This is a genomic window from Actinocorallia populi (assembly GCF_002995495.1).
Lineage (GTDB): Bacteria > Actinomycetota > Actinomycetes > Streptosporangiales > Streptosporangiaceae > Actinocorallia > Actinocorallia populi.
Genome location: NZ_PVZV01000002.1, coordinates 1,034,406 through 1,056,698, shown reverse-complemented (window position 1 = coordinate 1,056,698; position 22,293 = coordinate 1,034,406). Strand labels below are relative to the sequence as shown.

General features: G+C 70.9%; 25 protein-coding genes and 1 riboswitch. Of the genes, 14 read left to right on the top strand and 11 right to left on the bottom strand.

Features of this window, described 5'->3' with window-relative positions:
• Nucleotides 1-32: 32 nt before the first annotated feature.
• Nucleotides 33-944, top strand: a complete 912-nt coding sequence (locus tag C2865_RS11965) for an NsdA family TPR-like regulatory protein (protein ID WP_106398404.1) — start codon at nt 33-35, stop codon at nt 942-944.
• A 357-nt stretch (nt 945-1,301) separates the two neighbouring features.
• Here C2865_RS11965 and C2865_RS11960 read toward each other — a convergent pair whose 3' ends face one another.
• The 3 genes from C2865_RS11960 to C2865_RS11950 form a co-directional block, all read right to left on the bottom strand.
• Nucleotides 1,302-1,553 (bottom strand): type II toxin-antitoxin system RelE family toxin, encoded by a 252-nt coding sequence (locus C2865_RS11960; protein ID WP_106398403.1) that lies wholly within the window; start codon nt 1,551-1,553, stop codon nt 1,302-1,304.
• A complete protein-coding gene (locus C2865_RS11955) occupies nt 1,550-1,801 on the bottom strand; it encodes a type II toxin-antitoxin system prevent-host-death family antitoxin (RefSeq protein WP_106398402.1) in 252 nt (83 codons plus the stop codon). Before C2865_RS11955 ends, C2865_RS11960 begins: the two co-directional genes overlap by 4 nt.
• 247 nt (nt 1,802-2,048) lie before the next feature.
• Nucleotides 2,049-2,861 (bottom strand): GNAT family N-acetyltransferase, encoded by an 813-nt coding sequence (locus tag C2865_RS11950; protein ID WP_198653203.1) that lies wholly within the window; start codon nt 2,859-2,861, stop codon nt 2,049-2,051.
• Nucleotides 2,862-3,129: 268 nt separating this feature from the next.
• Here C2865_RS11950 and C2865_RS11945 point away from each other — a divergent pair, with 268 nt between their 5' ends.
• From C2865_RS11945 to C2865_RS11925, 4 genes are all read left to right on the top strand, one after another.
• Entirely contained in the window at nt 3,130-3,432 is a 303-nt protein-coding gene (locus tag C2865_RS11945) for a helix-turn-helix domain-containing protein (RefSeq protein WP_106398401.1), read from the top strand.
• 95 nt (nt 3,433-3,527) lie between these two features.
• The gene (locus C2865_RS11940; protein ID WP_106398400.1) at nt 3,528-3,875 is read left to right on the top strand and encodes an ArsC/Spx/MgsR family protein; all 348 of its coding nucleotides are present in this window, start codon (nt 3,528-3,530) and stop codon (nt 3,873-3,875) included.
• A gap of 160 nt (nt 3,876-4,035) precedes the next feature.
• The gene (locus C2865_RS11935) at nt 4,036-5,010 is read left to right on the top strand and encodes a hypothetical protein (RefSeq protein WP_106398399.1); all 975 of its coding nucleotides are present in this window, start codon (nt 4,036-4,038) and stop codon (nt 5,008-5,010) included.
• Between the two features lie 369 nt (nt 5,011-5,379).
• Nucleotides 5,380-5,979: a GNAT family N-acetyltransferase gene (locus tag C2865_RS11925; RefSeq protein WP_232835535.1), complete on the top strand. Its 600-nt coding sequence runs from the start codon at nt 5,380-5,382 to the stop codon at nt 5,977-5,979.
• Between the two features lie 53 nt (nt 5,980-6,032).
• Here C2865_RS11925 and metF read toward each other — a convergent pair whose 3' ends face one another.
• Nucleotides 6,033-6,938, bottom strand: a complete 906-nt coding sequence (gene metF, locus C2865_RS11920; RefSeq protein WP_106398397.1) for a methylenetetrahydrofolate reductase [NAD(P)H] — start codon at nt 6,936-6,938, stop codon at nt 6,033-6,035.
• Nucleotides 6,939-7,045: 107 nt separating this feature from the next.
• Here metF and C2865_RS11915 point away from each other — a divergent pair, with 107 nt between their 5' ends.
• Nucleotides 7,046-8,098: a polyprenyl synthetase family protein gene (locus C2865_RS11915; protein ID WP_106398396.1), complete on the top strand. Its 1,053-nt coding sequence runs from the start codon at nt 7,046-7,048 to the stop codon at nt 8,096-8,098.
• Nucleotides 8,099-8,104: 6 nt separating this feature from the next.
• On the opposite strand, the gene C2865_RS11910 is transcribed toward C2865_RS11915, so the two are convergent.
• Complete coding sequence (locus C2865_RS11910; protein ID WP_106398395.1) at nt 8,105-9,829, bottom strand: protein kinase domain-containing protein; 1,725 nt, start codon at nt 9,827-9,829, stop codon at nt 8,105-8,107.
• 144 nt (nt 9,830-9,973) lie between these two features.
• Here C2865_RS11910 and C2865_RS11905 point away from each other — a divergent pair, with 144 nt between their 5' ends.
• On the top strand, nt 9,974-11,167 hold the full coding sequence (locus C2865_RS11905) for a lipid-transfer protein (RefSeq protein WP_106398394.1): 1,194 nt from the start codon (nt 9,974-9,976) through the stop codon (nt 11,165-11,167).
• A gap of 115 nt (nt 11,168-11,282) precedes the next feature.
• Complete coding sequence (locus C2865_RS11900) at nt 11,283-12,170, top strand: HEAT repeat domain-containing protein (RefSeq protein WP_106398393.1); 888 nt, start codon at nt 11,283-11,285, stop codon at nt 12,168-12,170.
• On the opposite strand, the gene C2865_RS11895 is transcribed toward C2865_RS11900, so the two are convergent.
• Complete coding sequence (locus C2865_RS11895; protein ID WP_106398392.1) at nt 12,136-13,107, bottom strand: helix-turn-helix transcriptional regulator; 972 nt, start codon at nt 13,105-13,107, stop codon at nt 12,136-12,138. The genes C2865_RS11900 and C2865_RS11895 overlap by 35 nt on opposite strands.
• Nucleotides 13,108-13,210: 103 nt before the next feature.
• Between C2865_RS11895 and C2865_RS11890 the strand changes: the two genes are divergently transcribed.
• Together C2865_RS11890 and C2865_RS11885 are read left to right on the top strand one after the other, a co-directional pair.
• On the top strand, nt 13,211-13,900 hold the full coding sequence (locus C2865_RS11890; RefSeq protein WP_106398391.1) for an alpha/beta fold hydrolase: 690 nt from the start codon (nt 13,211-13,213) through the stop codon (nt 13,898-13,900).
• A 9-nt stretch (nt 13,901-13,909) separates the two neighbouring features.
• On the top strand, nt 13,910-14,383 hold the full coding sequence (locus C2865_RS11885; protein ID WP_106398390.1) for a GNAT family N-acetyltransferase: 474 nt from the start codon (nt 13,910-13,912) through the stop codon (nt 14,381-14,383).
• 4 nt (nt 14,384-14,387) lie between these two features.
• Here C2865_RS11885 and C2865_RS11880 read toward each other — a convergent pair whose 3' ends face one another.
• The 5 genes from C2865_RS11880 to C2865_RS11865 all read right to left on the bottom strand — a co-directional run bounded on the left by C2865_RS11880 (nt 14,388) and on the right by C2865_RS11865 (nt 17,811).
• Nucleotides 14,388-15,329, bottom strand: a complete 942-nt coding sequence (locus C2865_RS11880; RefSeq protein ID WP_232835534.1) for a serine/threonine-protein kinase — start codon at nt 15,327-15,329, stop codon at nt 14,388-14,390.
• 78 nt (nt 15,330-15,407) lie between these two features.
• Entirely contained in the window at nt 15,408-15,554 is a 147-nt protein-coding gene (locus C2865_RS39335) for a hypothetical protein (RefSeq protein WP_157963669.1), read from the bottom strand.
• A gap of 8 nt (nt 15,555-15,562) precedes the next feature.
• The gene (thiE, locus tag C2865_RS11875) at nt 15,563-16,225 is read right to left on the bottom strand and encodes a thiamine phosphate synthase (RefSeq protein ID WP_106398388.1); all 663 of its coding nucleotides are present in this window, start codon (nt 16,223-16,225) and stop codon (nt 15,563-15,565) included.
• Complete coding sequence (locus C2865_RS11870) at nt 16,225-16,602, bottom strand: Rv2175c family DNA-binding protein (RefSeq protein WP_157963668.1); 378 nt, start codon at nt 16,600-16,602, stop codon at nt 16,225-16,227. Before C2865_RS11870 ends, thiE begins: the two co-directional genes overlap by 1 nt.
• A 27-nt stretch (nt 16,603-16,629) precedes the next feature.
• The gene (locus tag C2865_RS11865; protein WP_106398387.1) at nt 16,630-17,811 is read right to left on the bottom strand and encodes an NAD(P)/FAD-dependent oxidoreductase; all 1,182 of its coding nucleotides are present in this window, start codon (nt 17,809-17,811) and stop codon (nt 16,630-16,632) included.
• Nucleotides 17,812-17,927: 116 nt separating this feature from the next.
• Nucleotides 17,928-18,033: riboswitch (TPP riboswitch) on the top strand.
• On the opposite strand from C2865_RS11865, the gene thiO reads away from it, so the two are divergent.
• The 4 genes from thiO (at nt 18,024) to pknB (ending at nt 22,289) form a co-directional block, all read left to right on the top strand.
• Nucleotides 18,024-19,127 (top strand): glycine oxidase ThiO, encoded by a 1,104-nt coding sequence (thiO, locus tag C2865_RS11860; protein ID WP_198653201.1) that lies wholly within the window; start codon nt 18,024-18,026, stop codon nt 19,125-19,127. Its footprint overlaps the riboswitch before it by 10 nt.
• Nucleotides 19,124-19,324: a sulfur carrier protein ThiS gene (gene thiS, locus C2865_RS11855; protein ID WP_106398386.1), complete on the top strand. Its 201-nt coding sequence runs from the start codon at nt 19,124-19,126 to the stop codon at nt 19,322-19,324. Before thiO ends, thiS begins: the two co-directional genes overlap by 4 nt.
• 1 nt (nt 19,325) lies before the next feature.
• Nucleotides 19,326-20,126 (top strand): thiazole synthase, encoded by an 801-nt coding sequence (locus C2865_RS11850; RefSeq protein ID WP_269802709.1) that lies wholly within the window; start codon nt 19,326-19,328, stop codon nt 20,124-20,126.
• 126 nt (nt 20,127-20,252) lie between these two features.
• Entirely contained in the window at nt 20,253-22,289 is a 2,037-nt protein-coding gene (gene pknB / locus C2865_RS11845; RefSeq protein ID WP_106398385.1) for a Stk1 family PASTA domain-containing Ser/Thr kinase, read from the top strand.
• The last annotated feature ends 4 nt before the right edge of the window (nt 22,290-22,293 follow it).

Here is a 22,293-nt window from a genome sequence, read left to right as displayed (position 1 = left end):
TGGTCATACGACGCAAAATCGATGAGGCCGAAATGAAACGACGCGCGTTCCTCACCAATGTGGCGACCGTGACCCTCATCCCCAGCGCCGACGGCAACCCCTACCGCGACCCGGACTATGTGGAACTGCTCGCCGGCAGGGCCCACAAATCCCTCTACGGATCAGGCGGCCGTACCGGGTTCCAGGACGCGGCCCGGCATCTCCGCCGCCTGCAGCACGCCGTCGCGGCCGGCAAGGACACCCGGCTTTGCAGCGCGGCGTCCGAACTGGCCCGGAAGGTCTCACTCATCCAGTACGACGCCCGCCGCCTCCCCCAGGCCCAGGAGGCCGGAAAGCTCGCCGTGGCGTTCGCCCGGGCGGGCCAGGACCGCGACAAGCAGGTCAGCGCGCTCAACGAGCTCGCGATGTTCCACTCCTACCAGGGCGACGGCCGACGCGGGGAGTGGTACGCCCGGCAGGCCCTGACGGTCCCCGGCATCTCTCCGGCCTGCGAAGCACGCGCCTCCATGTCTCTCGGCCGGGCTCTCGGACTGCTCGGAGAGAAGCGGCATTCCGCCATGTCCCTCGGCAGGGCACGGGAAATCGGAACCGATCTATCCGACTTCGACCGTGCGAACCTGACCGGGAACGTGGGCGTCGCCCTCTACGAGCAAGGTGATGCAAAGGCAGCGCAGGCCACGCTTCACGAGGCCGTGAAGATCGTCCTTCCCGCGTCCCCCTGGCTCGGAGCCAATCTCCTCGCCCGCCAGGTGCAGGCCGCCTTCCAGGCGTCCGAACCACTGCTCGCCGCCGAACTCGCGACCACCCTGACCCGCGTCGCCCCGCTGGTCTCCTCGGCCCGCCTGGACGGCTACCTCACCGAGATCATGACCCTCTCGACCCCGTGGCGCGACGTACCGGAGGTCAAGGACATGCGCGAACGACTCCGCACCCTGCTGGCATGACCGAACCCGGAGTCCGGGCCGCCCCGCCCGCCGCGATACGCACTCGACCACCGCAAGCCGCTCGTCCTGCGGGCAGCCGTACCCGCGCAACGGCCTGACCTCCAGGCCGCGATCCCTCGCGAACCGGCCCTCCGGCCGACCGCTTCGAGGAGGCGTGCCGCGAGGGCGGGGAAGGCGCGGGCGGCGGTCTCACCGTCCGATGGCGTACGAGGACGTCAACGGTCTCGGCACGGCGGCGTTCGAGACCCCACGAAAAGGATGATCATAAAGAAGTCGCCCCCGGGCCCGAAGCGGAGGTCGCTGCGCCGCTGCTCGAGTCGCCGGCGTCGTTCTCCCTGCCGGCGACGCCGGCTTCGGTCAGGGCGTGGAGCGTGCGAGGTTGAGCACGATGACGCTGATCTCCTTCTCCTCGATCCGGTACATGACGCGATACCGGCCCACGCGCAACCGCCGATAGGCGGGCCCGTAGGGGGAGGAGTCGTCAGGGCGGGGATCGGCGGCCAGCGTCTCGATCGCCGCCCGCAGCTCGCCCGCCCCCTCCGGATCCCGCTCGCGGAAGTCCCGCAAGGTCCGCGCGGCGGAGAGCGTCCAGATGATCGCGTAGATCACTCGGTGAACCCCGCCAGACGCAGGGCTTCCTCATGACTGACGTACTGCTCGGCTCCGGTGGCCACACGCAACTCGTGCTGGGCCAGAGCGAGCGCGTCCTCCAGGTCCTCCAGCTCGCTCACCGCCACGATCGCGGCGACGCGCTCGCCGTGCTCGGTCAGGAAGATCCGGTCGCGGCGCGCGGAGGCCTGCCGGGCGAGCTGGCCGAGCCTGCCGCGGGCCTCCGTGATCGACAAGGTTTCACTCATGCACAATACATTACACTTGTGTACAGTCGGCGGCAAGCCTCAGGGCATGCCGCCGCATGAGCCGATCTGATCGTCAGACTCAAGGAAGTACGGTCAAGCCCACGACCGGAGACTCCCTCGGGGCCGAAGCGGCAGAGGTGCGTCGGAGCCGGTGGGCGATCCGTGCTCCCCTGCCCCTGTCCGACGGGGCTGGGCCACCGCTTCGAGGAGGCGTGCCGCAAGGGCGGGGAAGGCGCGGGCGGCGGTCTCACCGTCGGATGGCGTACTCCGTGAACACGCCGCAGGTCCGGAAACCGAGGCGGCGGTAGACGGGTTCGCCGTCCGGGGAGGCCTGCAGGACCAGGGTGCGGTGGCCCTCGTCGTACGCGGTGCGCATGGCCGCCAGGGTCATGGCGCCGCCGTACCCGCGACGGCGGTCGGCCGCCATGGTCGCGATGTTGTAGATCCCGGCGACTCCGCCGTGGAGGAAGACCTCGGCGGAGCAGACCGGGCGGCCGTCGACGTGGCCGACCAGGTAGCGGGCGGCGCAGTCGGGGGCCAGGGCCCGCTCGGCGGCGTCGGCGAAGAAGCGGCGCACGGTGGCGGCGGGCGGGTCCCAGAGCGCGGCCAGGACGGTCGCGTAGTCGGCGAGTTGTCGGAGGGTCGTGACGGGGCGGATTTCCAGGCCCTCGATGCGCGGTACCTCCGGGGGCGCGGACAGGTGCATCGACATGCCTTGCTCGGTCTCGGACGCCTGGAGACCGGCGTCCTCCAGGAGCGCGGCGAGATCCGCCGGTGTGGAGGCGGGCCCCACCCACCAGGAGAAAGGCCGCCGGGTGGCGGCCAGGGTCCGGATGGTCTCCGCGATCCGGGCCGGTGCGGTCTCCGCGGTGAGACGCGCCGCCGCGACGATGTTGAAGGTGTCGTCGTCCAGCCCGCTGTCGGCGATCAGGAGGTCCTCCGTCTCCGTGACGGTCGCGCCCTCCCTCTTGCGGTGCAGGTGGCAGGCGTGCTCGGCGAGGTTGCGTTCCATTCCGGCCAGCAGGTCCGCGTCGCCGCCGGGGTGTTCCACTTCGTTCATAGTGGTTCATCGCACCATGCCCGCTCGCGGACCGCACTCTGATTTCCTACCGCCCGCCTGCCCGTGGACGACCGTCCGGGCCGGCTCGCCCACCGCCCGGCGTCTGACGGCCGCCGTTCCGGCAGCGTTCCTCTTGAAGCGAGTTGCCGGCCTGCGGTGACAAGCGCGGTGTCAGCAGTGAGAAGTTCTCTACAGAACTGGTGGCCATCGCGGCCGAGCGGTACCGCGCATGGCTACAGGAGCAGGAGCAGGAGCAGCAGGAGGCGAGATGAAGCCGGACGACTCCGCGCTTGCGGAGATCTTCGACGAGCCCGGCGAGATCGAGGAGATCGAACGGCGGGCGGCCCGGCGGCTGGTCGGACTGCGGCTGGGTGAAATCCGCAAGCGCCTCGGATTGACGCAGCGCGAAGTGGCCGAACGCATGGGCGTGAGCCAGCGGCGGGTGTCGGCCATCGAAACAGGGACTCTGGACGTGGTCCGGGTGTCGACCCTGGCGTCCTACGCCGAAGCGCTGGGCGGCGCCTTGGACATCGCCATCGAGATAGACGGCCGGCACCTCAAGATCGCCTGAGCCGGATTCCGGCGCGGCCGTTCCGGGCGGTGGGCGAAGGCCCGGGTCCACCCGTGCCCGCCGTGGACGGGAGGGGGCAGAGTTAGAGTCGAAGTATGGAGATCTGGCACAACCCGAAATGTTCCAAAAGTCGGGCGGCGCGGGAGGCACTCGCCCACGCGGGACGGGAGGTCCGGGAGCGGCGGTATCTGGAGGACACGCCGACCGCGGCGGAGATCGAGAATGTGCTCGGCAAACTGGGGCTCGAGCCCTGGGACATCACGCGGATCGACGACCCGCTCGCCAAGGAGCTGAAGCTGCGGGACGCCGAACGGGACCGGAAGTTGTGGGTGGAGACGCTGGCCACGCATCCTTCGCTCATCCAGCGGCCGATCGTCATCACCGACGACGGGCGGGCGTACGTGGCGCGGGACGAGCAGTCCATCGAGCAGGCGCTTTCCTGAGTCCGAGAGGGCCGGGGCGTTCCGCCGGGTGAACCGGCGCGGCGCTTCCGGCCTTTTCCTTTTTCTGGAAATCTCACTCTCCGTCTGCACATGGCAGACGTATCCGGAAGACCTGTGATACACAAAAATCACGAGAGGTATCCGGGAACGGGGAGTGCCGATGAGCATGCGGTCAGGTCCGGCCAGCCGCGACCCGAACTTTCGCGGGATCGATCCGGCCGCGCTGGGGCAGGTCGTCCAGCAGCTCCAGCGGGCCGCCGGGGACATCGAGCAGTGGCTGCGCGCCAATCCGGCGCCGGCGGGGGTGTCGGCCGCCGGGTACCAGCAGGCGCGGGCCGTCCAGCAGTGGGTCACCGACCAGCTCGGCATGCTGACGCGGCGGCGGAGCCTCGCACTGGCGCAACGGGAGGAACCGGACGTCAACGCTCCGCCGTCCCCCGAACTGGGGCGCGACACCAGGCCTACCGCCCCGGACGAGAACGACACCAACGCCTTCACCGAGGCCAACGGGCAGACGCCGGGGAACACCGTCAATCCCGCGCCCGCCGCCCCCGCCGGGGAGAACGACGACAGGCCCCCGCAGGCGACGCCCGTGGGCAGCGGCGACGGCGGGGCGGGGCAGGAGGACCAGCCCGTCATCAAACCTGTCGAGAACGACGTTCCGGCGGAACCGGCCGTTCCTCCCGGCAGCGGCTCCGATCTGGGCGGCTTCGCCAGTACCGGCGAGGCGGTGAAGGTCGCCGTCACCGACGCGTACGCCACCAGCACCGCGTTCCAGGGCGGCACCCCGGTCACGACCGGGGTCTGGAAGAACCTCACCGCGCACGCGAAGGACCCGGAGTACACGGCCGCCTACTACGAGCGGCTCGGGCCGGAGGGCGTCGCCAAACTGATCGACGCCGCCGAGGGCGACAAGGCGAGACTGGACGCGATCACCCAGTCCATCGCCACGGCGAACAACCAGTTCCACATGGACTCCCAGTGGGTGGCGGCGCTCCTGGGCGAGGCCGACAAGCTCGGCAACCGCGCCGAGGTGCTCCAGGTGCTCCAGTCCACCCCGCTGGCGCCCCGCCTGGACGACGTCGTGACGGTCGCCGGCCCCGCGAAACTCACCACCGCGGCGAAAGTGAGCTGACCATGGGCATGCCTGCCGCTCCCCCGCCCCCGGGGAGCGTTCCCCCGCCTTACACCCCGGCCACGGCACCACCGGGGAGCGTTCCCAACCCGGCCTACCGCGAGCTGTTCCAGCGCTACAGCGCTGCCTACGAAAGCATCGATCAGATGCGGGATGCGTTCAATCCTGCGGTGCGAACCTTCAACGCGACAGACGCTTGGCTTGGCCCAGAGGCTCGTACATGGAATGACGGCTTGCTCAAGGGGCAGAAGGACATACGGAAAGCATCTGACGCGATCCTCTGGGGCATATACGAAAAACTCACCGCTACCGAACGAAGCTTGCCAACCGGTTGACCGCAGGCGAGCGTCCGGGCTTAGTCTGGGGTGGGTGAGAGAGCCCGCTCTTCGTGAGATCGATGTCAAGACCTTCCGGCGCATGCTCACCGCCCTGATCGAGGTGTACATCGCCGCGATGAACCCGCCGAGGAGCCAGCTCCCCGGACGTCAGGCGATCATGCAGCGGCACGCGAACCATCCCGGTTTCCGGGCCTTCGTCGTGGAGCGCCGCCGTGCCCTGGGCAGTACGGTCGTCGGCTTCATCTACGGGTTCCACGGCTCGGCCGGGCAGTGGTGGCACGACGTCGTCACATCCGAGCTGTACGCCAGAAACGGCCGTGATTACGCCGAGCATTGGCTCGGCGATTCCTACGAAGTGGCCGAACTTCACGTCCACCCCGACTACCAGGGCATGGGACTGGGCCGGAGGCTTCTGGACACCCTGTGCGAGGGCCGCCCCGAGAGCACGGTCGTGCTCTCCACGCTGGACCGGAGGCCGGAGACCCCGGCTCACCGGCTCTACCGGTCCGTCGGATTCGCCGATCTGCTCAGTTCTTTCGAGTTCCCCGGCGGCGGCCCGCCCTACGCGGTGATGGGCGCTCCGCTCCCCCTCGTCAGAGTTCCGCTCACCGAAAGCTCCAAGCCGCAGTGAAGAGCCTCCCCAAGTCCTTCGTTCAGCGGCCTCCGGCTCCGGTGGTGGTGGCCCTAGAAACCGGCGGCTGACGCGGCCTTCGCGCCCAGCAGGCCGAAGACCTCACGCGTCGCGGTCGAACGGTTCATCGTGATGAAGTGGATGCCGGGTGCGTCGGCGTCCAGCAACTCCTGGCAGAGTTCCGCGCAGTGCTCGATTCCCAGCTGTCGCAGCGCCTCCGGGTCGTCCGCCACGGCGTGGAACCGCTCGGCCAACTCGGGCGGGAAGGGCGCACCGGAGAGCTGCTCGGAGCGTTCGATCGTGCTGAGCTTGGTCACGGGCATGATCCCCGGCAGGATCGGGATGTCACAGCCCTGCGCCGCCACCCGGTCCCTCAGCCGGAAGTAGTCCTCGGCCTTGAAGAACATCTGGGTGATCGCGTAGTCGGCACCGGCCCTGCACTTCTCCACGAAGCGACGGGTGTCGGTCTCGATGTCAGGGGAACGCGGGTGCTTGTAGGGGAAGGCCGCGACACCCACGCAGAAGTCGCCGCAGGCCCTGATCATCCGCACCAGTTCCTCGGCGTACTCCAGGCCTTCGGGATGGCGGACCCACTCGCCCATGGGGTTGCCGGGCGGGTCTCCCCTCAGAGCCAGGAGGTTGGTCACGCCCACAGAGGCGAACCGGCCGATCAGCTGGCGGATCTCGGCGACCGAGTGGTCCACCGCTGTGAAATGCGCCACAGGGGTGAGCGTGGTGTCGGTCACGACCCGCTCCACGATCTCCACCGTGGTGTCGCGGGTCGACCCTCCGGCCCCGTAGGTCACCGAGACGAACGTGGGCCGGAGCGCCTCCAGCTCACGGATGCTCCGCCACAGGTTGATCGCTCCCTGCTCCGTCTTCGGTGGGAGAAACTCGAAAGAGAAGGACTTCTCGCCCGTGGCGAGGAGCTCACGGATGGAGGGGCGCGCGGAGGTCATGGGAGAACATTACCGACCCCGTGCGCGACATGAGATGGCCGGGAGCAGAGAAACAACAGAACACCCAAAGGTACAGAAATCGATCGTTCGCCATTAGGCTGGCGCGCATGACTTCGAGCCGTGTCCGCAAAGAGGTCGATGAGGCCCTTTACGCCTTCGTTGATCGGCAGCGTCCCGTTCTGCTCGCGATCACCGAGGACCTCGCTCCCCTGCTCGGGGCCCTGGACTCCCTGTTGTCCGGTGGGAAGCGCCTGCGTCCGGCCTTCTGCTACTGGGGCTGGCGCGGAGCGGGCGGCGCGGACCGCCCGGAGGCCCTGACGGCCGCCGCCTCCCTGGAGCTCCTCCAGGCCAGCGCCCTGATCCACGACGACGTCATGGACGGCAGCGACACCCGGCGCGGCCAGCCGGCGGCCCACCGCAAGTTCGAGGCCATGCACCGCAGTGAGGGCTGGCCCGGCGGAGCCGAGGCCTTCGGCACCGGCGCCGCGATCCTGCTCGGCGACCTCGCCCTGTCCTGGTGCGGCGAGATGTTCGACAGCAGCGGCCTCCCCCAGGAGGCGCTGAGCGCCGGGCGCCCGATCTACGACATCATGCGCTCCGAGGTCATGTGCGGCCAGTACCTCGACATGCTCGAGCAGGCGCGCGGCACCGGCGACGTCGAGTCCGCCCTGCGGGTGGTCAAGTACAAGAGCGCCAAGTACACGATCGAGCGTCCGCTCCACCTGGGCGCGGCCATGGCCGGGGCCTCCCAGGAGCACCTCGACGCGCTGTCCGCCTACGGCCTGCCCCTGGGCGCGGCCTTCCAGCTCCGCGACGACGTCCTCGGTGTCTTCGGCGACCCGGCTGAGACGGGCAAGCCCGCCGGTGACGACCTCCGCGAGGGCAAGCGCACCGCGCTGATCGCCCTGGCCTACCAGGAGGCCGACGCAACTCAGCGTGAAGTCCTCGACGAGCACCTCGGTGACCCCGCGCTCGACCTCGAAGGGGTGGAGAGGCTGCGCGCGATCCTCGTGGAGACCAAGGCGCTGGAAAGCTGCGAATCCCTCATCGAGGACTTCGCTTCTGAGGCGTACAAGGCCCTCGGCGAGGTTCAGATCACCGACGAGGCTCGCGTTGCTCTCACCGACCTCACCGTCGCCGCCACTGCCCGCCGCGTCTGAGTTCAGTCAAGGAACACGGGTCACCTCTACTGCCTGGCCCGGAAAGTCAGCGACAACCTCACCGGCCAATCCCCTAAGGCGCTCTCGCAGCATTTCTTGGCTTGCGGCCATAACATGCCCTTTCGATTCCTTATAAAGAATCACTTTCACGCCAACGTTTCCAACGAGCGCTTCTATCCCCATAATCTCATAGTCGCTACCAGCAGAATCTGGATTCGCTCCAGAAGGGGTCGGCCCTTCTCTACTCATATAAGAGAATGATCGGTCACCCAGGCCAAGGTCTCTAGATACCACCTGCGAGTAGGGGCTCTCTTCAACGTCGTCCAAGCCCAGTTGGAAGATGCGTTCAGCCTCTTCAAGCGCTCCCGCATAAGGCTCCACCCCAACAGCAGACAAGCGGATATGCAGCCCTCGCCCCCCTGCGTATATGTCACAGGAACTCAATCGGGCGGTTTCTCTACTCGGAACCGGAATTTTAGCCCCTGGCACGAGGCCCTGCACGCTGGCCAGATCCAAGAGCTGACAGCTCTTCGGAACGCGCGCATACAGAACCGACGGCCTTACGGTAACCGAAGGCGCCTTCTCCGCCCCTTCCTCCTTCTCGGCATCAGTCGCAGAATAAATCTGAGAAAAGAAAACGGACGCCCCAAAAGCAAACAAAACCGGGATCAACAAAAATATATGCTTGGATCGCCGCTTCTCCGAACGCACAGAGGCAGATTCGGTTACCTCATGCAGAGAACTCTTCGGCGAGACCAAGCGCAGATAGAGACTCCCCGGTTCCCCTCCGTTGCGTCCTGAACGTCCTTGGTGCGGAAAGCAGAGGGTCGCACCCGGTTCCGTGCCGGGAGGAAGCTCGAGGGTGACGCGGCGGGGGCCCGGGAGGGTGAGGGTCACCGAGGTCGCGCCGGGGTCGTGCGGGTGGTCCAGGTGCAGGTCCGCACCGCGCGCGGGTGCGAGGGGCGCGAGGCGGGACAGCAGGTCTTCGGCCGTGGGCCGGTCGGCGGGGTCGGGGGCGAAGGCGGCGTCCAGGAGGTCGCGCAGCTCCTGGGAGACGTCCTCGGCGGAGAAAAGGACGCGGGCGAGGGCCGCGGGCGGCAGGGCCGACCACTGGGCGTCGCGGCCGGTGGCGGCGTGGGTGACCGTCGCGGCCCACGAGTAGACGTCCCCCGCGGGCCCGGCGCGTCCTTCCGCGACGAGTTCGGGCGCCATGTAGGCGGGTGTGCCGCTGGCGCGGCCGTGGCGGGTGAGGCGGGTCTCGTCGAGGGCGTGGCTGATGCCGAAGTCGATGACGACGGGTGAGCCGTCGTCCAGCATGACGTTGGCGGGTTTCAGGTCGCGGTGCAGGTACCCGGCGCGGTGCACGCTCGCCAGGGCGCGGGCGAGGCCGTCGGCGAGCCGCCAGAGCGTGGCGGGCGGCAGCGGGCCCTCGTCGGCGACGACGTCCTTCAGCGAGCGGCCCTGGACGTAGCGGGTGGCCAGATACGGCGGGTCGGCGTCCAGGTCGTGGCCGACGAGTTCGGCCAGGTGGTCGCCGCGCACCCGGGCGAGGGCCTCGGCCTCGCGGCGCATCCGGACGCGCAGGGCGGGGCGGTCCAGCAGGTCGGCGCGGATCGTCTTGACCGCCAGGAGCGTGCCGTCGGGGGCGCGGGCCAGGTACACCTCGCCCATCCCGCCGGAGCCGAGATGCTCCAGCGGTCGGTACGGGCCGAGCCGCCGGGGGAGTTCCATGGTCGTGCCAGATTATGGCGCGGGCGGGCGCCGCCGGTAGTCCCGGCCGCCGGGACCCCGACCAAGCAAGTGCTTCCTTATAACCCTATGCTCGGTGGCCGAGTCCGTTTCGGGATCGGGTGACCGCAATCGAGGAGTGAGCGCATGGCCGGTCGGGTGTTCGTGGTCGGGGTCGGGATGACCAAGTTCGAGAAGCCGGGTTCCCGGGACTGGGAGTACCCGGACATGGCCAAGGAGGCCGTGGGCAAGGCCCTGGCGGACGCGGGGATCGCCTACGACAAGGTCGAGCAGGCCTACGCCGGTTCGATGTACGGCTCGATGGGCCAGCGCGCCCTGTACGAGACGGGGATGACCGGCATCCCGGTGATGACGGTCGCCAACGCCTGCGCGACGGGCTCGTCCGCGCTGTTCCTGGCGCGCAACGCGATCCGCGGCGGCCTGGCCGACTGCACGCTCGCCCTGGGCATGGAGAAGATGCAGAAGGGCTCGCTGGGCGCGGGCATGGAGAACTCCAAGGTCACCATCATCGACCACCACCTGCGGGCGATGGTCGAGGGCCGCGGCGGCTGGGAGGCCGCGGCGCCGATGCCGCAGATGTTCGGCAACGCCGGCCGCGAGCACATGGAGAAGTACGGCTCCAAGCTCGAGCACTTCGCGTGGATCGGGTGGAAGAACCACAAGCACTCCACCAACAACCCCTACGCCCAGTTCCAGGACGAGTACACCCTGGAGCAGATCCAGAACGCTCCGATGATCTTCGAGCCGCTGACCAAGCTGCAGTGCTCCCCCACCTCCGACGGCGCCGCCGCCGCGATCGTGGCGAGCGAGCGGTTCGTCGACGAGCACGACCTGTGGGACCGGGCGATCGAGATCGCCGGCCAGTACATCTCCACCGACACCCCCGACAGCTTCGAGGACAAGTCCTCCATCAACGTGGTCGGCTTCGGCTGCTCCCAGCGGGCGGCGAAGAAGGCCATGGACGAGGCCGAGGTCTCCATCGACGACGTCGACGTCATCGAGCTGCACGACTGCTTCAGCGCCAACGAGCTCATCACCTACGAGGCGCTGGGCATGGCCGGGATCGGCGAGGCGCACAAGCTCATCGACGCCCAGGCCACCACCTACGGCGGCAAGTGGGTCGTCAACCCCTCCGGCGGCCTCATCTCCAAGGGCCACCCGCTGGGCGCGACCGGCATCGCCCAGTGCGCCGAGCTGACCTGGCAGCTGCGCGGCAAGGCCGACGCCCGCCAGGTCGAGGGCGCGCAGGTCGCCCTGCAGCACAACATCGGCCTCGGCAGCGCCTGCGCCGTCGCGGTCTACAAGCGGCCCGTCCGCTGACCCCGTCTTCCCGCGCGGCCCGGACTCTCTCCCCCGGGCCGCGCGGGAACCTCCGTCGCGCGGTACGCGTCATACGGGACGTCCCCCGCCACCGGACCCGAGACGAAGGTGACGTGTGGACGCCCAGAAACTTCCCCTGAAAACGCGGAACCCGCATTTCCAGGAGGTCCTGACCGCCTGCCGGAGCGATGACCCGCGGCAGGCCATGGCCGCGATCGACGCCCTGAGCAACGAGGACGATCCCGCGCTCGAGCCGTTCCTGCGCGCGTTGTTCCCCCGGTGGCGGCACGACCCGGCCGTCCTGGAGGTCCTGCTCGACACCTACGAGTTCTTCGCGGTGTTCGAGGCCGCCGACGAGGTCATCGTCTTCCTCCGCCATCCCCACCCGGGGGTGGTCGTCGGCGCGGTGGCGGTACTCGATTCCATCGACGACGCCCGGCTGGGCGAGCGGGTGCTGGAGGAGTACCTGTGGATCCTGCGGAACCAGGTCCCCGAGGCGGCGGCGGGCATCCTGTACTCGCTGGCCCACATGCACATGTGGCGCGGTTTCAACCCCGTCACCCGCGAGCGCGTCATCGCCGTGCTGACGGACCTGCTGGAGCATCCGGCGCGCCAGGTGCGGCTCGAGGCCGCCGAGAGGCTGGTGTGGTCCTTCGACCCGCAGCCGCAGATCGACGCCCTGCTGCCGCGCCTGCTGGACTCCCCCGATCCGGCGGTCTGCGGGAGCGCGCTGTCCCGGCTGGTCTCCCTCGGCGACCAGGCCGCGCTCGGTCGGATGCTGGAGATCCTGCGCGGCCCCGACCCGGAGGAGGAGTTCGTCGCGAAGGTCGGGAGGGTCGGGACGTGGAGTGACTCCAGGAAGGTGAAACGCGTCCTGCGCAAGGAGCTGAAGAGGCTCCACGAGCAGGGCTGGGCGGCCCGGGAGCCGGAGAAGCGCACCGAGACCCTCGAGAGGGTCCGGCGGAACTTCAAGCGGGACTGGCTGGGCTGGTTGTGGTGGTGACGCTCTCCAGCAGGGTCGCCGCCAGCCTCCGTACGGCGTCCTCCAGTTCCCGGGGCTCCCGGACGGTGAAACGGCCTCCGAGCCCTGCCAGCATGACCGCCATGCCGTCCAGGGAGTCCGCACGGGTCTGTAGGAGCGTTCCCCCCTCGACCGCGGACAACTGGCCCATCGACGGCGGGATACGTCTCCTCAGCTCTTCCAGAGGCGCGTGCAGGACCACTTCGACCTGATGCGTGTAGGGCACGTTCGCCAGTGACCGCGTGACGTGCTGGACGGGGTCGGCGTCCGAGGGGATCTCGTAGGTGGCCGTCCCGGGGGTCACCGCGAGGACCCTGTCCACCCGGAAGGTGCGCGTCTCGGCCGAGCGGTGGTCGTGCCCCGTCACGTACCAGCGGCCGGAATGGAACACGATCCCGTAGGCGTCAAGTTCGCGTTCCGTCTCCGCGCCCTGGTGCGAGCGGTACCGCAGCATCACGCGCCGCCGCCCCCGTACGGCCGCGGCCAGGCCGAGCACCTTGTCCGCGTCCGGGGTGACCGCCTGCCGTTCGGCGAGCGTGAACCCGAGGGTCTCGCGCAGCGCCTCCACCCGCTCGCCCAGCGCGGTGGGGAGCACCCGGCTCACCTTGGCGAGCGCGGCCTCCGCCGCCGTCGCCGCCAGGCCGAGCCGCCGCGCGGCCAGCAGGCCGAGCACCGTCGCCGTCGCCTCGTCGTCGTTCAGCATCAGCGGCGGCAGCTTGAAGCCGGGCATCAGCCGGTAGCCGCCGTACCTGCCGCGTTCGGCGATGACCGGGATGCCCAGTTCGTCGAGCCGACGCGCGTACCGCCGGACGGTCCGCTCGTCCACGCCGAGCCGCTCGGCCAGGTCGGCCCCGCCCATCCGGTGGTGCGCCTGGAGCAGTTCCAGCATGGTCAGCACCCGGGTCGTGGGATGTGACACGGAACACACCTCTTTTCCGGACAGGTTCTGTCCGGTAATGACCTTACCTTCGGTTCAGCGCCTGAAGGCAGGGCGGCGAAAACCAAGGAAGAGGTTGTAAAAGATGGCGACTTACGTTCTGGTCCCCGGTTTCTGGCTCGGCGCGTGGGCGTGGGACGCGGTCGCGGCGGAGCTGCGCGGGCAGGGCCACGAGGTCCTGCCGGTCACGCTCACCGGCCTGGCCGAGCGCGCGTCGGAGGCCTCCCCCGAGGTCGGCGTGGACACCCACGCCCAGGACATCCTGGACGTCATCGGCGACCGGAGCGGCGTCGTGCTCGTCGGCCACAGCGGCGCGTCGCTGCCGGTCACCGCGGTGGCCGACCGCATCCCCGAGCGGCTGGCCCGCGTCGTGTACGTCGACACCGCGCCGCTCCCGTCGGGCATGGCGCAGATCGACTTCCAGGAGCCGGAGGAGCAGGCCGCGGTCCGGGCGGCGGTGGGCGACGGCTTCACCATCCCGGTGCCGGACTTCGCGGACGCCGGGTTCACCGGCGAGCAGCGCGCGCACGTCCTCGCGCACGCCACCCCCGAGCCGTTCGGCGCGGCGACGCAGCCCCTCGTCCGCCCCGAGGAGCGGCCCGCGCTGCCCAAGACGATGATCTGCTGCACGATCCCGCTCGCCGCCGTCCGGTCCATGATCGGCACCGCGCCGGTGTTCGCGGAGCTGGCGGGCCCGGAGTGGACCTTCCTGGAGCTGCCCACCGGGCACTGGCCGATGATCACCGAGCCTGCGCGACTCGCCGCCATGTGCTAAATCTGAAGTGTGTTCACTATCAGGCCGACGAACAGATCCGAACTCGCCCGGGTGGCGGCGCTCGACGAGCACCGGGACACCCTGCGCAGCGTCACCTGGAGCGGCGAGACCGGGCGCGCCTGGCACGAGCAGGTCTTCGAGGACCCCGCGCAGGAGCACCTCGTCGCGGAGATCCGCAACCAGACCGTGGGGTTCGCGATCCTGGGCGGGGTCGGCTCCCCCCGGATAGAGCTGCGGCGCGTCGCCCTGTCCCACGAGTGGCGGGGCGACGGGCTGGCCCGCATGCTCCTGCGGGCCCTGCTGGACCGCGCCTACGCCAGGCACTCCGCCCAGCAGGTCTGGCTGCACGTGCGCTCGACGGACGAGCCGGTGCTGACGTTCTACACCCAGGAGGGGTTCGCCCCCTCCGACGACCGGCCGGCCATCCACCTGGCCCCCGACGGCAGCACCGCCACCCTGACGGCGCTGACGCACCGGCGCTGAGGCCTCAGCCGCTGATCATCAGCCCCAGGACGAAGCCGAGCGTCATCACCGCGCCCAGCGCGATCATCATGCTCGACCGGTAGCGCGGCACCTTCGCCGCCTTGCGGACCGGGGGCGCGGCCTCCGCCCGCAGGAACCGGGCGACCTCCGCCGCGGTCGGCCGGGCGGCGGGCTCCTTGTCCAGGCAGCGGGCGACCAGGCCGCGCAGGCTGCCGCGCAGCGCGCCCAGGTCCGGTTCCCGGTCGGTGATGCGGCGCATGACCGCGGCGTTGGTGCCGCCGCCGAAGGGCGGGCGCCCGGTGGCGGCGTAGACCATGGTCGCGCCCCAGGAGAAGACGTCGGACTTGGGCCCCACCGGCAGGTCCTCGATCTGCTCGGGGGACATGTAGGCGGGGGTGCCCACGGGGTGGGAGGTCATCGGGGTGTCGCCGTCCAGCATCCGGGCCACCCCGAAGTCGATCACCTTGGCGCCGCGCGGCCCGAGCATCACGTTGCCGGGCTTGAAGTCCCGGTGCACGATCTCGGCCTTGTGGATCGCGGTGAGCGCGGCGGCGGTGCGCAGCGCCGTCTTGTGCAGCTCGGCCCCGCGCAGCGGCCCGTCGGCGGCCACGGCCTCCTGGAGGGTGCGGCCGCGCACGTACTCGCTGACGATGAAGGGGCGGTCCCCGGTGACGCGGGCGTCCAGGATGCGGGCGACCTGCGGGGCCTGCACCCGGCGCGCGGCGGCCGCCTCCTTGGTGAAGCGCGAGCGCGCCCTGGTCCCCGCGGCGGCGCCGCCCTTGATGAGCTTGATCGTCACCACCGCGCCCTCGCGGTCGCGGGCCAGGTAGACCACGCCCTGGCCGCCCTCGCCGAGCCGCCCGGTCAGCACGTAGCCGCCCACGCGGCTGGGGTCGCCGGGGCGCAGGGGCGTGTCGGGCCTGTTCTGTACCTGTTTGGTCTGCACCTGCGCACACTCCGGCCTGAGGGATAGGGCGGAATGCATACATATCAGCATTCCGCCCTGTCTCTCAGGCGTTCGGGATCACCAGTGCGGAGGCACGTCCTCACTCAGCCTGTCGTCGTTGCCGGCGTCCTCCCGCCAGTCCCAGCCCGAGTCCTGCTCGTCGGACGTGCGGTCGGGCAGCAGGGGGCGCTCCGGCGGCCGGGCGCCCGGTGGCTTGGAGTCCATGCCTCCCATTATCGCCCGCGCAGACGGTCGGCCAGCTCCCGCGCGGCCCGGCCCGGGTCGGGCGCCTCGGTCAGCGCCCGGACCACCACCGCCCTGGTGGCGCCGGCGGCCAGCACCTGGTCGAGGTTGCCCGCGTCGATCCCGCCGATGGCGAACCAGGGCCGGGTGGCGCCCACCGCCGAGGAGACCGGCTCCAGGCCCGCCGCCGGACGGCCGGGCTTGGTGGCCGTGGGCCACACCGGGCCCACCACGAAGTAGTCCACGCCCGGCTCCACGGCGGCCGCGGCCGCCTGCTCCACCGAGTGGGTGGAGCGGCCGACGAGGATGTCCTCGCCGACGATGTGCCGGGCCACCTCCACCGGCAGGTCGTCCTGGCCCAGGTGCAGCACGTCGGCCTTCACCGCGAACGCCACGTCGGCGCGGTCGTTGACCGCCAGCAGCGCGCCGTGCCGGTCGCAGGCCTCGCGGAACACCCCCAGCGTCTCGATCTCGTGCCGCGCCTCCATGCCCTTCTCCCGGAGCTGGACGATGTCCACCCCGCCGGCCAGGACGGCGTCGAGGAACTCGGGGAGATCGCCGCGGGCGGACCGGGAGTCGGTGCACAGGTAGAGGCGGGCGGCGTCCAGGCGGCGGCGCAGGGCCACCGCCCGGTCGGTCGTCAGCAGGGACATCAGAAGGCCAGCGCCTGGGCCCTGCGGCGGATCTCGGTGCCCCGGTTCTCGCGGAGCGCCTGGATCGGGGTGCCGGGCAGGGTGTCGTCGGCGGTGAACAGCCAGCGCAGCGCGGCGGTGACGTCATACCCCGCGTCCGACAGCAGGGTCAGGGTGCCGGGCAGTCCCTTGACCACCTGCCCCTGGTCCAGGAAGGCGGCCGGGACCTGCGGGCCGCCCCCCTCCTGCCGGTAGGCGGCCAGCAGCTTGCCCTCCTTGACCCACTGCTTCACCCTGCCCGCCGGGAGTCCCGCCTCCTGGGCCGCTCGGGTCAGAGTGAGCCATTCGCCCACCAGGGCATCAAGTTCCGGATCGATGTCAACGTGCGTCTTCGTCACGTTTCCGTGTCTACCATCTCGCGGGGACTACGAAACAGCCAGAACCGCGTTCCGCACGGGTACCGAGGGGTCTGTGAGCCGCTCCGCGTCCACCGGGGCGCCCGCGGCCAGCAGCCTTCGCGACTGCATGAAGTCGCGCGGCGAGGCCACCGTCAGGACGGCCTGCAGCAGGTCGCCGGTGAGCCAGAACACGGCCCAGGACCTGTCGTTCTCCGGATCGCCCCGGAAGACCATCCGCTCGGCCTCCTGGTGGTACCCGGCGTACTGCACCATCCGGCCGAACTGCTCGGACCAGAAGTACGGCGGGTCGTCGTAGACGGCCTCCTGGCCCAGCAGCGTGGCCGCCGCCACCTCCGGGGCGTTGAGCGCCGCGTCCCAGTGCTCCACCCGCAGCCGCCTGCCGTAGCGGTGGGACCACCAGGCCGCGCAGTCGCCGACCGCGACGATCTCCGGCCGGGAGGTGCGCAGCGAGGCGTCCACCACCACGCCGTTCGCCGTCTCCAGGCCGCTCACCCAGTCCAGCGAGGGCCGCACGCCGATGCCGACGACCACCGCGTCGGCCGGCAGGAACTCGCCGTCCACCAGCGCGACCCCGCCCTCCTCGATCGAGGAGACCTTGACCCCGCAGCGCAGCGAGACGCCCGCCTCGGCGTACCAGGGGACGGTCAGCGCGCCCAGCTCGGGCCCGAGCGCGACGGCCAGCGGCGCGGGCGCGGCCTCCAGCACGGTCACCTCGCAGCCCAGCTTCGCCGCCGTCGTGGCGGCCTCCGCGCCGATCCAGCCCGCGCCGACGATCACCACGCGGGCGCCGGGGACCAGCAGCGAGCGCAGCTCCAGCGCGTCGTCGATGGTGCGGATCACGTGCTGGCGGCCCGGACCCGGCAGCCGGACGGTCTCCGCGCCGGTGGCGATCACCAGGCCGTCGTACGGCAGCTCGCCCGCGGTGGTCTCCAGGACGCGGTCCTGCACGCGCAGCCCGGTCGCGCGGTGCCCCAGCAGCAGCTCGCAGTCGAGCGTGTCCCAGGACGCGTCGACCGTGGTGTCGTCGCGCTCCCCGGCCAGGACGGCCTTCGACAGCGGCGGACGGTCGTAGGGGCGGTGCGGCTCCGCGCCGACCAGGGTGAGCCGCCCGCCGAAGCCCTTGGCCCGCAGCGCTTCCACGGCGCGCACGCCGGCCAGGCCGCCCCCGACCACGATCACGCGTTCCATTCGGTCCTCCGAGATGCCGGTTCTCCTGGCAGGACACCCTAACTTCCACTCCGGTCCCGCCCAGGCGCAGGATGCCCTGATATCCGATCAGCACTGCTCAGGGCATACGCTGGCCCCGTAAGAAGCGCGGGAGCCCGGTACGGGCTGAGAGGGGAGCGCGTCTCCCGACCGCCAGAACCTGATCCGGGTCATGCCGGCGAAGGGAGCGACACTTGATCGTGGTCATCGGCGCGGGGGCCATCGGCCTCGGCATCGCCTGGCGGGCGTCCCAGCGCGGACTGCCGGTCACCCTGGTGGACCCCGAGCCCGGAGGCGGCGCCAGCCACGTGGCCGCCGGGATGCTGACACCCGTCGGAGAGCTGCAGTACGGCGAGGAGCAGCAGCTCCGCCTCGGCCTGGACTCCCGCGACCGCTACCCGGAGTTCGCCGCGGAGCTCGCCGAACGCACCGGGATCGACATCGGCTACCGCAAGGAGGGCAACCTCTCGGTCGCCTACGACACCGACGACCTGGCCTTCCTCACCGACCAGCACCGCTTCCAGGAGTCGCTGGGGCTGCGCACCGAGCTGCTCACCGGACGGGAGTGCCGCAGGCTGGAGCCGATGCTCGCGCCGTCCGTGCGGGGCGGCATCCTCGCCCCCGACGACGGCTCCGTCGACCCCAGGCGGGTGGTGCGGGCCCTGCTCGCCGCCTGCGAGGACGTCCCGATCGTGCGGCGGCGGGTCCGCGAGATCGTCGTCGAGGGCGGCGCGGTGCGCGGCGTGCGGCTGGAGGACGGGGACGTCCTGGCCGCCGAACGCGTCGTCGTGGCGGCCGGGAGCTGGTCGGCGGAGCTGGCGGACCTGCCCGTCCGCCCGGTGAAGGGCCAGATCCTGCGGCTGCACAGCCCCTATCCCTTCCTCACCCGCGCCACCCGCGGCCTGGTGCGCGGCTTCTCGATGTACCTGGTGCCGCGCCCGGACGGCGAGCTGGTCGTCGGCGCCACCCAGGAGGAGCTGGGCTTCGACTCCCGGGTCACCGCGGGCGGCCTGTGGGAGCTGCTGCGCGACGCCCGCACGCTCTTCCCCGGCGTCACCGAGCTGGAGTTCAAGGAGGTCAGCGCCTCCTTCCGGCCCGGCTCCCCCGACAACTCCCCGATCCTCGGCTTCGCGGGCCCCGACGGCCTGCTGGCGGCCACCGGCCACTTCCGCAACGGCATCCTGCTCACCCCCCTGACCGCCGACGCCGTCGCGGACCTGCTGGAGGGCAAGGAGCCGCCCGAGGCGATCCGACCGTTCGGCGCCGCCCGATTCGCCCCCACCGGAGACAGCAGATGAGAGTGACGATCAACGGCCAGGAACAGGACCTGCCCGAGGACGCGACCGTCGAGACGGCCGTGACGCGCTTCACCGCGGCCGGACGCGGCGTCGCGGTGGCGGTGAACGACGAGGTGGTGCCGCGCGCGGACTGGGCCGCGACCCCCGTCAGGAACGCCGACCGGGTGGAGATCCTCACCGCGGTCCAGGGAGGCTGAGATGGACATGACCAACATGACCGACACGGCCGACCCGCTGGTGATCGCGGGCCGCGAGTTCGGCTCCCGGCTGGTCATGGGCACCGGGGGCGCGCCCAGCCTGCACGTGCTGGAGGAGGCGCTGCTGGCCTCCGGCACCGAGCTGACCACGGTGGCCATGCGCCGCATCGACCCCGCGATGAAGGGGTCGGTGCTGGAGGTGCTGGACCGGCACGGCATCGGGGTGCTGCCCAACACCGCGGGCTGCTTCACCTCCGGCGAGGCGGTCCTCACCGCCCGGCTGGCCCGCGAGGCGCTGGGCACCTCCTGGGTGAAGCTGGAGGTCATCGCCGACGAGCACACCCTGCTGCCCGACCCGGTCGAGCTGCTGGACGCCGCCGAGCGCCTGGTGGCCGAGGGGTTCACGGTGCTGCCCTACACCAGCGACGACCCGGTGCTGGCCCGGCGGCTGGAGCAGGCCGGCTGCGCGGCGGTGATGCCGCTCGGCTCGCCCATCGGCTCGGGCATGGGCATCCGCAACCCGCACAACATCGAGCTGATCGTCGAGCGGGCGGGCGTGCCGGTGATCCTGGACGCCGGGATCGGCACGGCCAGCGACGCGGCCCTGGCGATGGAACTGGGCTGCGACGCGGTCCTGCTGGCCACCGCCGTCACCCGCGCGCAGCGCCCGGCGCTGATGGCCGGCGCGATGCGCCGCGCCGTCGAGGCGGGCCGCGCGGCGCGGCTGGCGGGGCGCATCCCCGTGCGGCGGCTGGCCCGGGCGTCCTCGCCTTTCGAGGGTCTGGCCACCGCCGGATCCTGACCTGCCGGGTCGCCCCCGCCAGGGCCCTGGGCGGCCGTTCCGCACGACTGTCACGGTTGCGGAACGGCCGCGAGGTAGTCCCTCAGAGCGATGGGGAGTAGTCCGTTTCGCCCGTAGACTGCCCGGGTGGACGCGACAGCTGTAGACCCTCTCGTCGGGCAGGTACTCGACGAGCGCTACCGCGTCGACGCCAAGGTCGCACGCGGTGGCATGGCCACCGTCTACGTGGGCCACGACCTCAAGCTGAACCGCGTGATCGCGCTCAAGGTGATGCACCCCCACCTGGCGCAGGACGACGAGTTCGTCCGCAGGTTCATGGGCGAGGCCAAGTCCGCGGCGGCGCTGTCCCACCCGAACGTGGTGGCGGTGTACGACCAGGGCACCCACGGCGCGCACACCTACCTGACCATGGAGTACCTGCCCGGCCGCACCCTGCGCGACCTCCTGGACGAGCGGGGCAGGCTGCCGGCCGGCGACGCGCTGGAGATCATGGCGCCGGTCCTGGCCGCGCTGGGCGCCGCGCACCGGGCCGGCCTCATCCACCGCGACATCAAGCCCGAGAACGTGCTGCTGAGCGTCGACGGGCAGGTCAAGGTGGCCGACTTCGGCCTGGCCCGCGCCGAGACCGACAGCAAGCAGACCAAGACCGGCATGATCATCGGCACGGTCGCCTACATGGCGCCCGAGCAGGTGGTCACCGGCCGGTCCGACACCCGTACCGACGTGTACGCGGCGGGCATCCTGCTGTTCGAGCTGCTCACCGGCCGCCAGCCGCACGTCGGCGAGACCCCGCTCCAGGTGGCCTGGCGGCACGTCAACGAGCAGATCCCGCTGCCGTCCCAGCTGGTGCCCGGTATCCCGCCGCGGATCGACGCGCTGGTGATCTCGGCGACCAGCAAGGACCCGGCGGGCCGCCCGGCCGACGCCGACCACTTCCACGCGCTGCTGACCGACGCCTCCCTGGAGCTCCCCGCCGCCCCCGCGGCCCCGCCCTCCCCCGACAACGCCACCTCCGTGCTGGGGGTGCCGGGCCTGCCCGGCCCCGGCGGCTCGCTGCCGGACGTCGCGCCGGACGGCCGCACCAGCGTGCTGCCGAGCGTGCACCCCACGCTGCCGCCCGGCGGGCACACCGGTGGGCATCCCGGTGGGCATACCACTGTCATGCCGCGCGCCATGGTCCCCGACGAGCCTCCTCGCGAACAGGTCATGCTGTTCGACCGGATCCTGCACTTCATCACCGGCAAGTTCGTGCTGGTGACCCTGGGCGTCATCGCGTCCATGGTGATCGGCTGGGCGACCTGGTACCAGGTGTCGGGCAAGTACGACCACGTGCCGAAGGTCATCGGGCTGAGCCAGGCCGACGCCGTGGAGGCGCTGCGGGCCGAGGGCATCACCTACGCGATCGCCGACGAGAAGGAGTACTCCGAGACGGCGCGCAAGGGCACCGTCGCCGAGGTCAGCCCCGGGGTGGGCAGCAAGGTCGACCCCGGCGAGACCGTCACCCTGGTGCTCTCCCAGGGCCTCACGCCCCGCAAGATCCCGGACGTGACGGGGCAGACCGCCGAGCAGGCGCGCGCCACGCTCAAGGACTTCGTGACGCTCACCGAGGAGAAGAAGCCCGGCGCCGCCGCCGAGGGCATGGCCCTGGGCACCAACCCCAAGGCCGGCACCGAGCACGCCAGGGACGAGCCGGTCGTGCTGCTCATCAGCAGCGGCCTGGCCATGCCGAACCTGTCCGGCAAGTCGAAGGAAGAGGCGTACGCCCAGCTCGAGACGCTCAAGGGCCAGCTGAACGGCGACCTGCCGATCTACGAGCAGACGCAGACCGACCCGGCCAAGGAGAACGGCGCCATCCTGTGGCAGAACCCGGCGCCGGGCACCCTGCTCAAGCCGGGCGACGCCGTCACCCTGGGCGTCAACAAGAAGGAGGACTGCTTCCTTTCGGCCATCAACCCGTTCTGCGACGACGGCCCGGACGACAAGGGCAACGTCAAGGTCCCCCTGGTCCTGGGGCGTGCGGTCGACGACGCCGTCAAGAAGCTGCAGGAGCGCGGCCTCCAGGTCGACGTGCAGCACCGCGTGAACAGCGGCCGGGTCATCGACCAGCAGCCCGGCGGCGGCCAGCGCGTCCCCCCGGGCTCGACGGTCACCGTCTACGACTGACGTT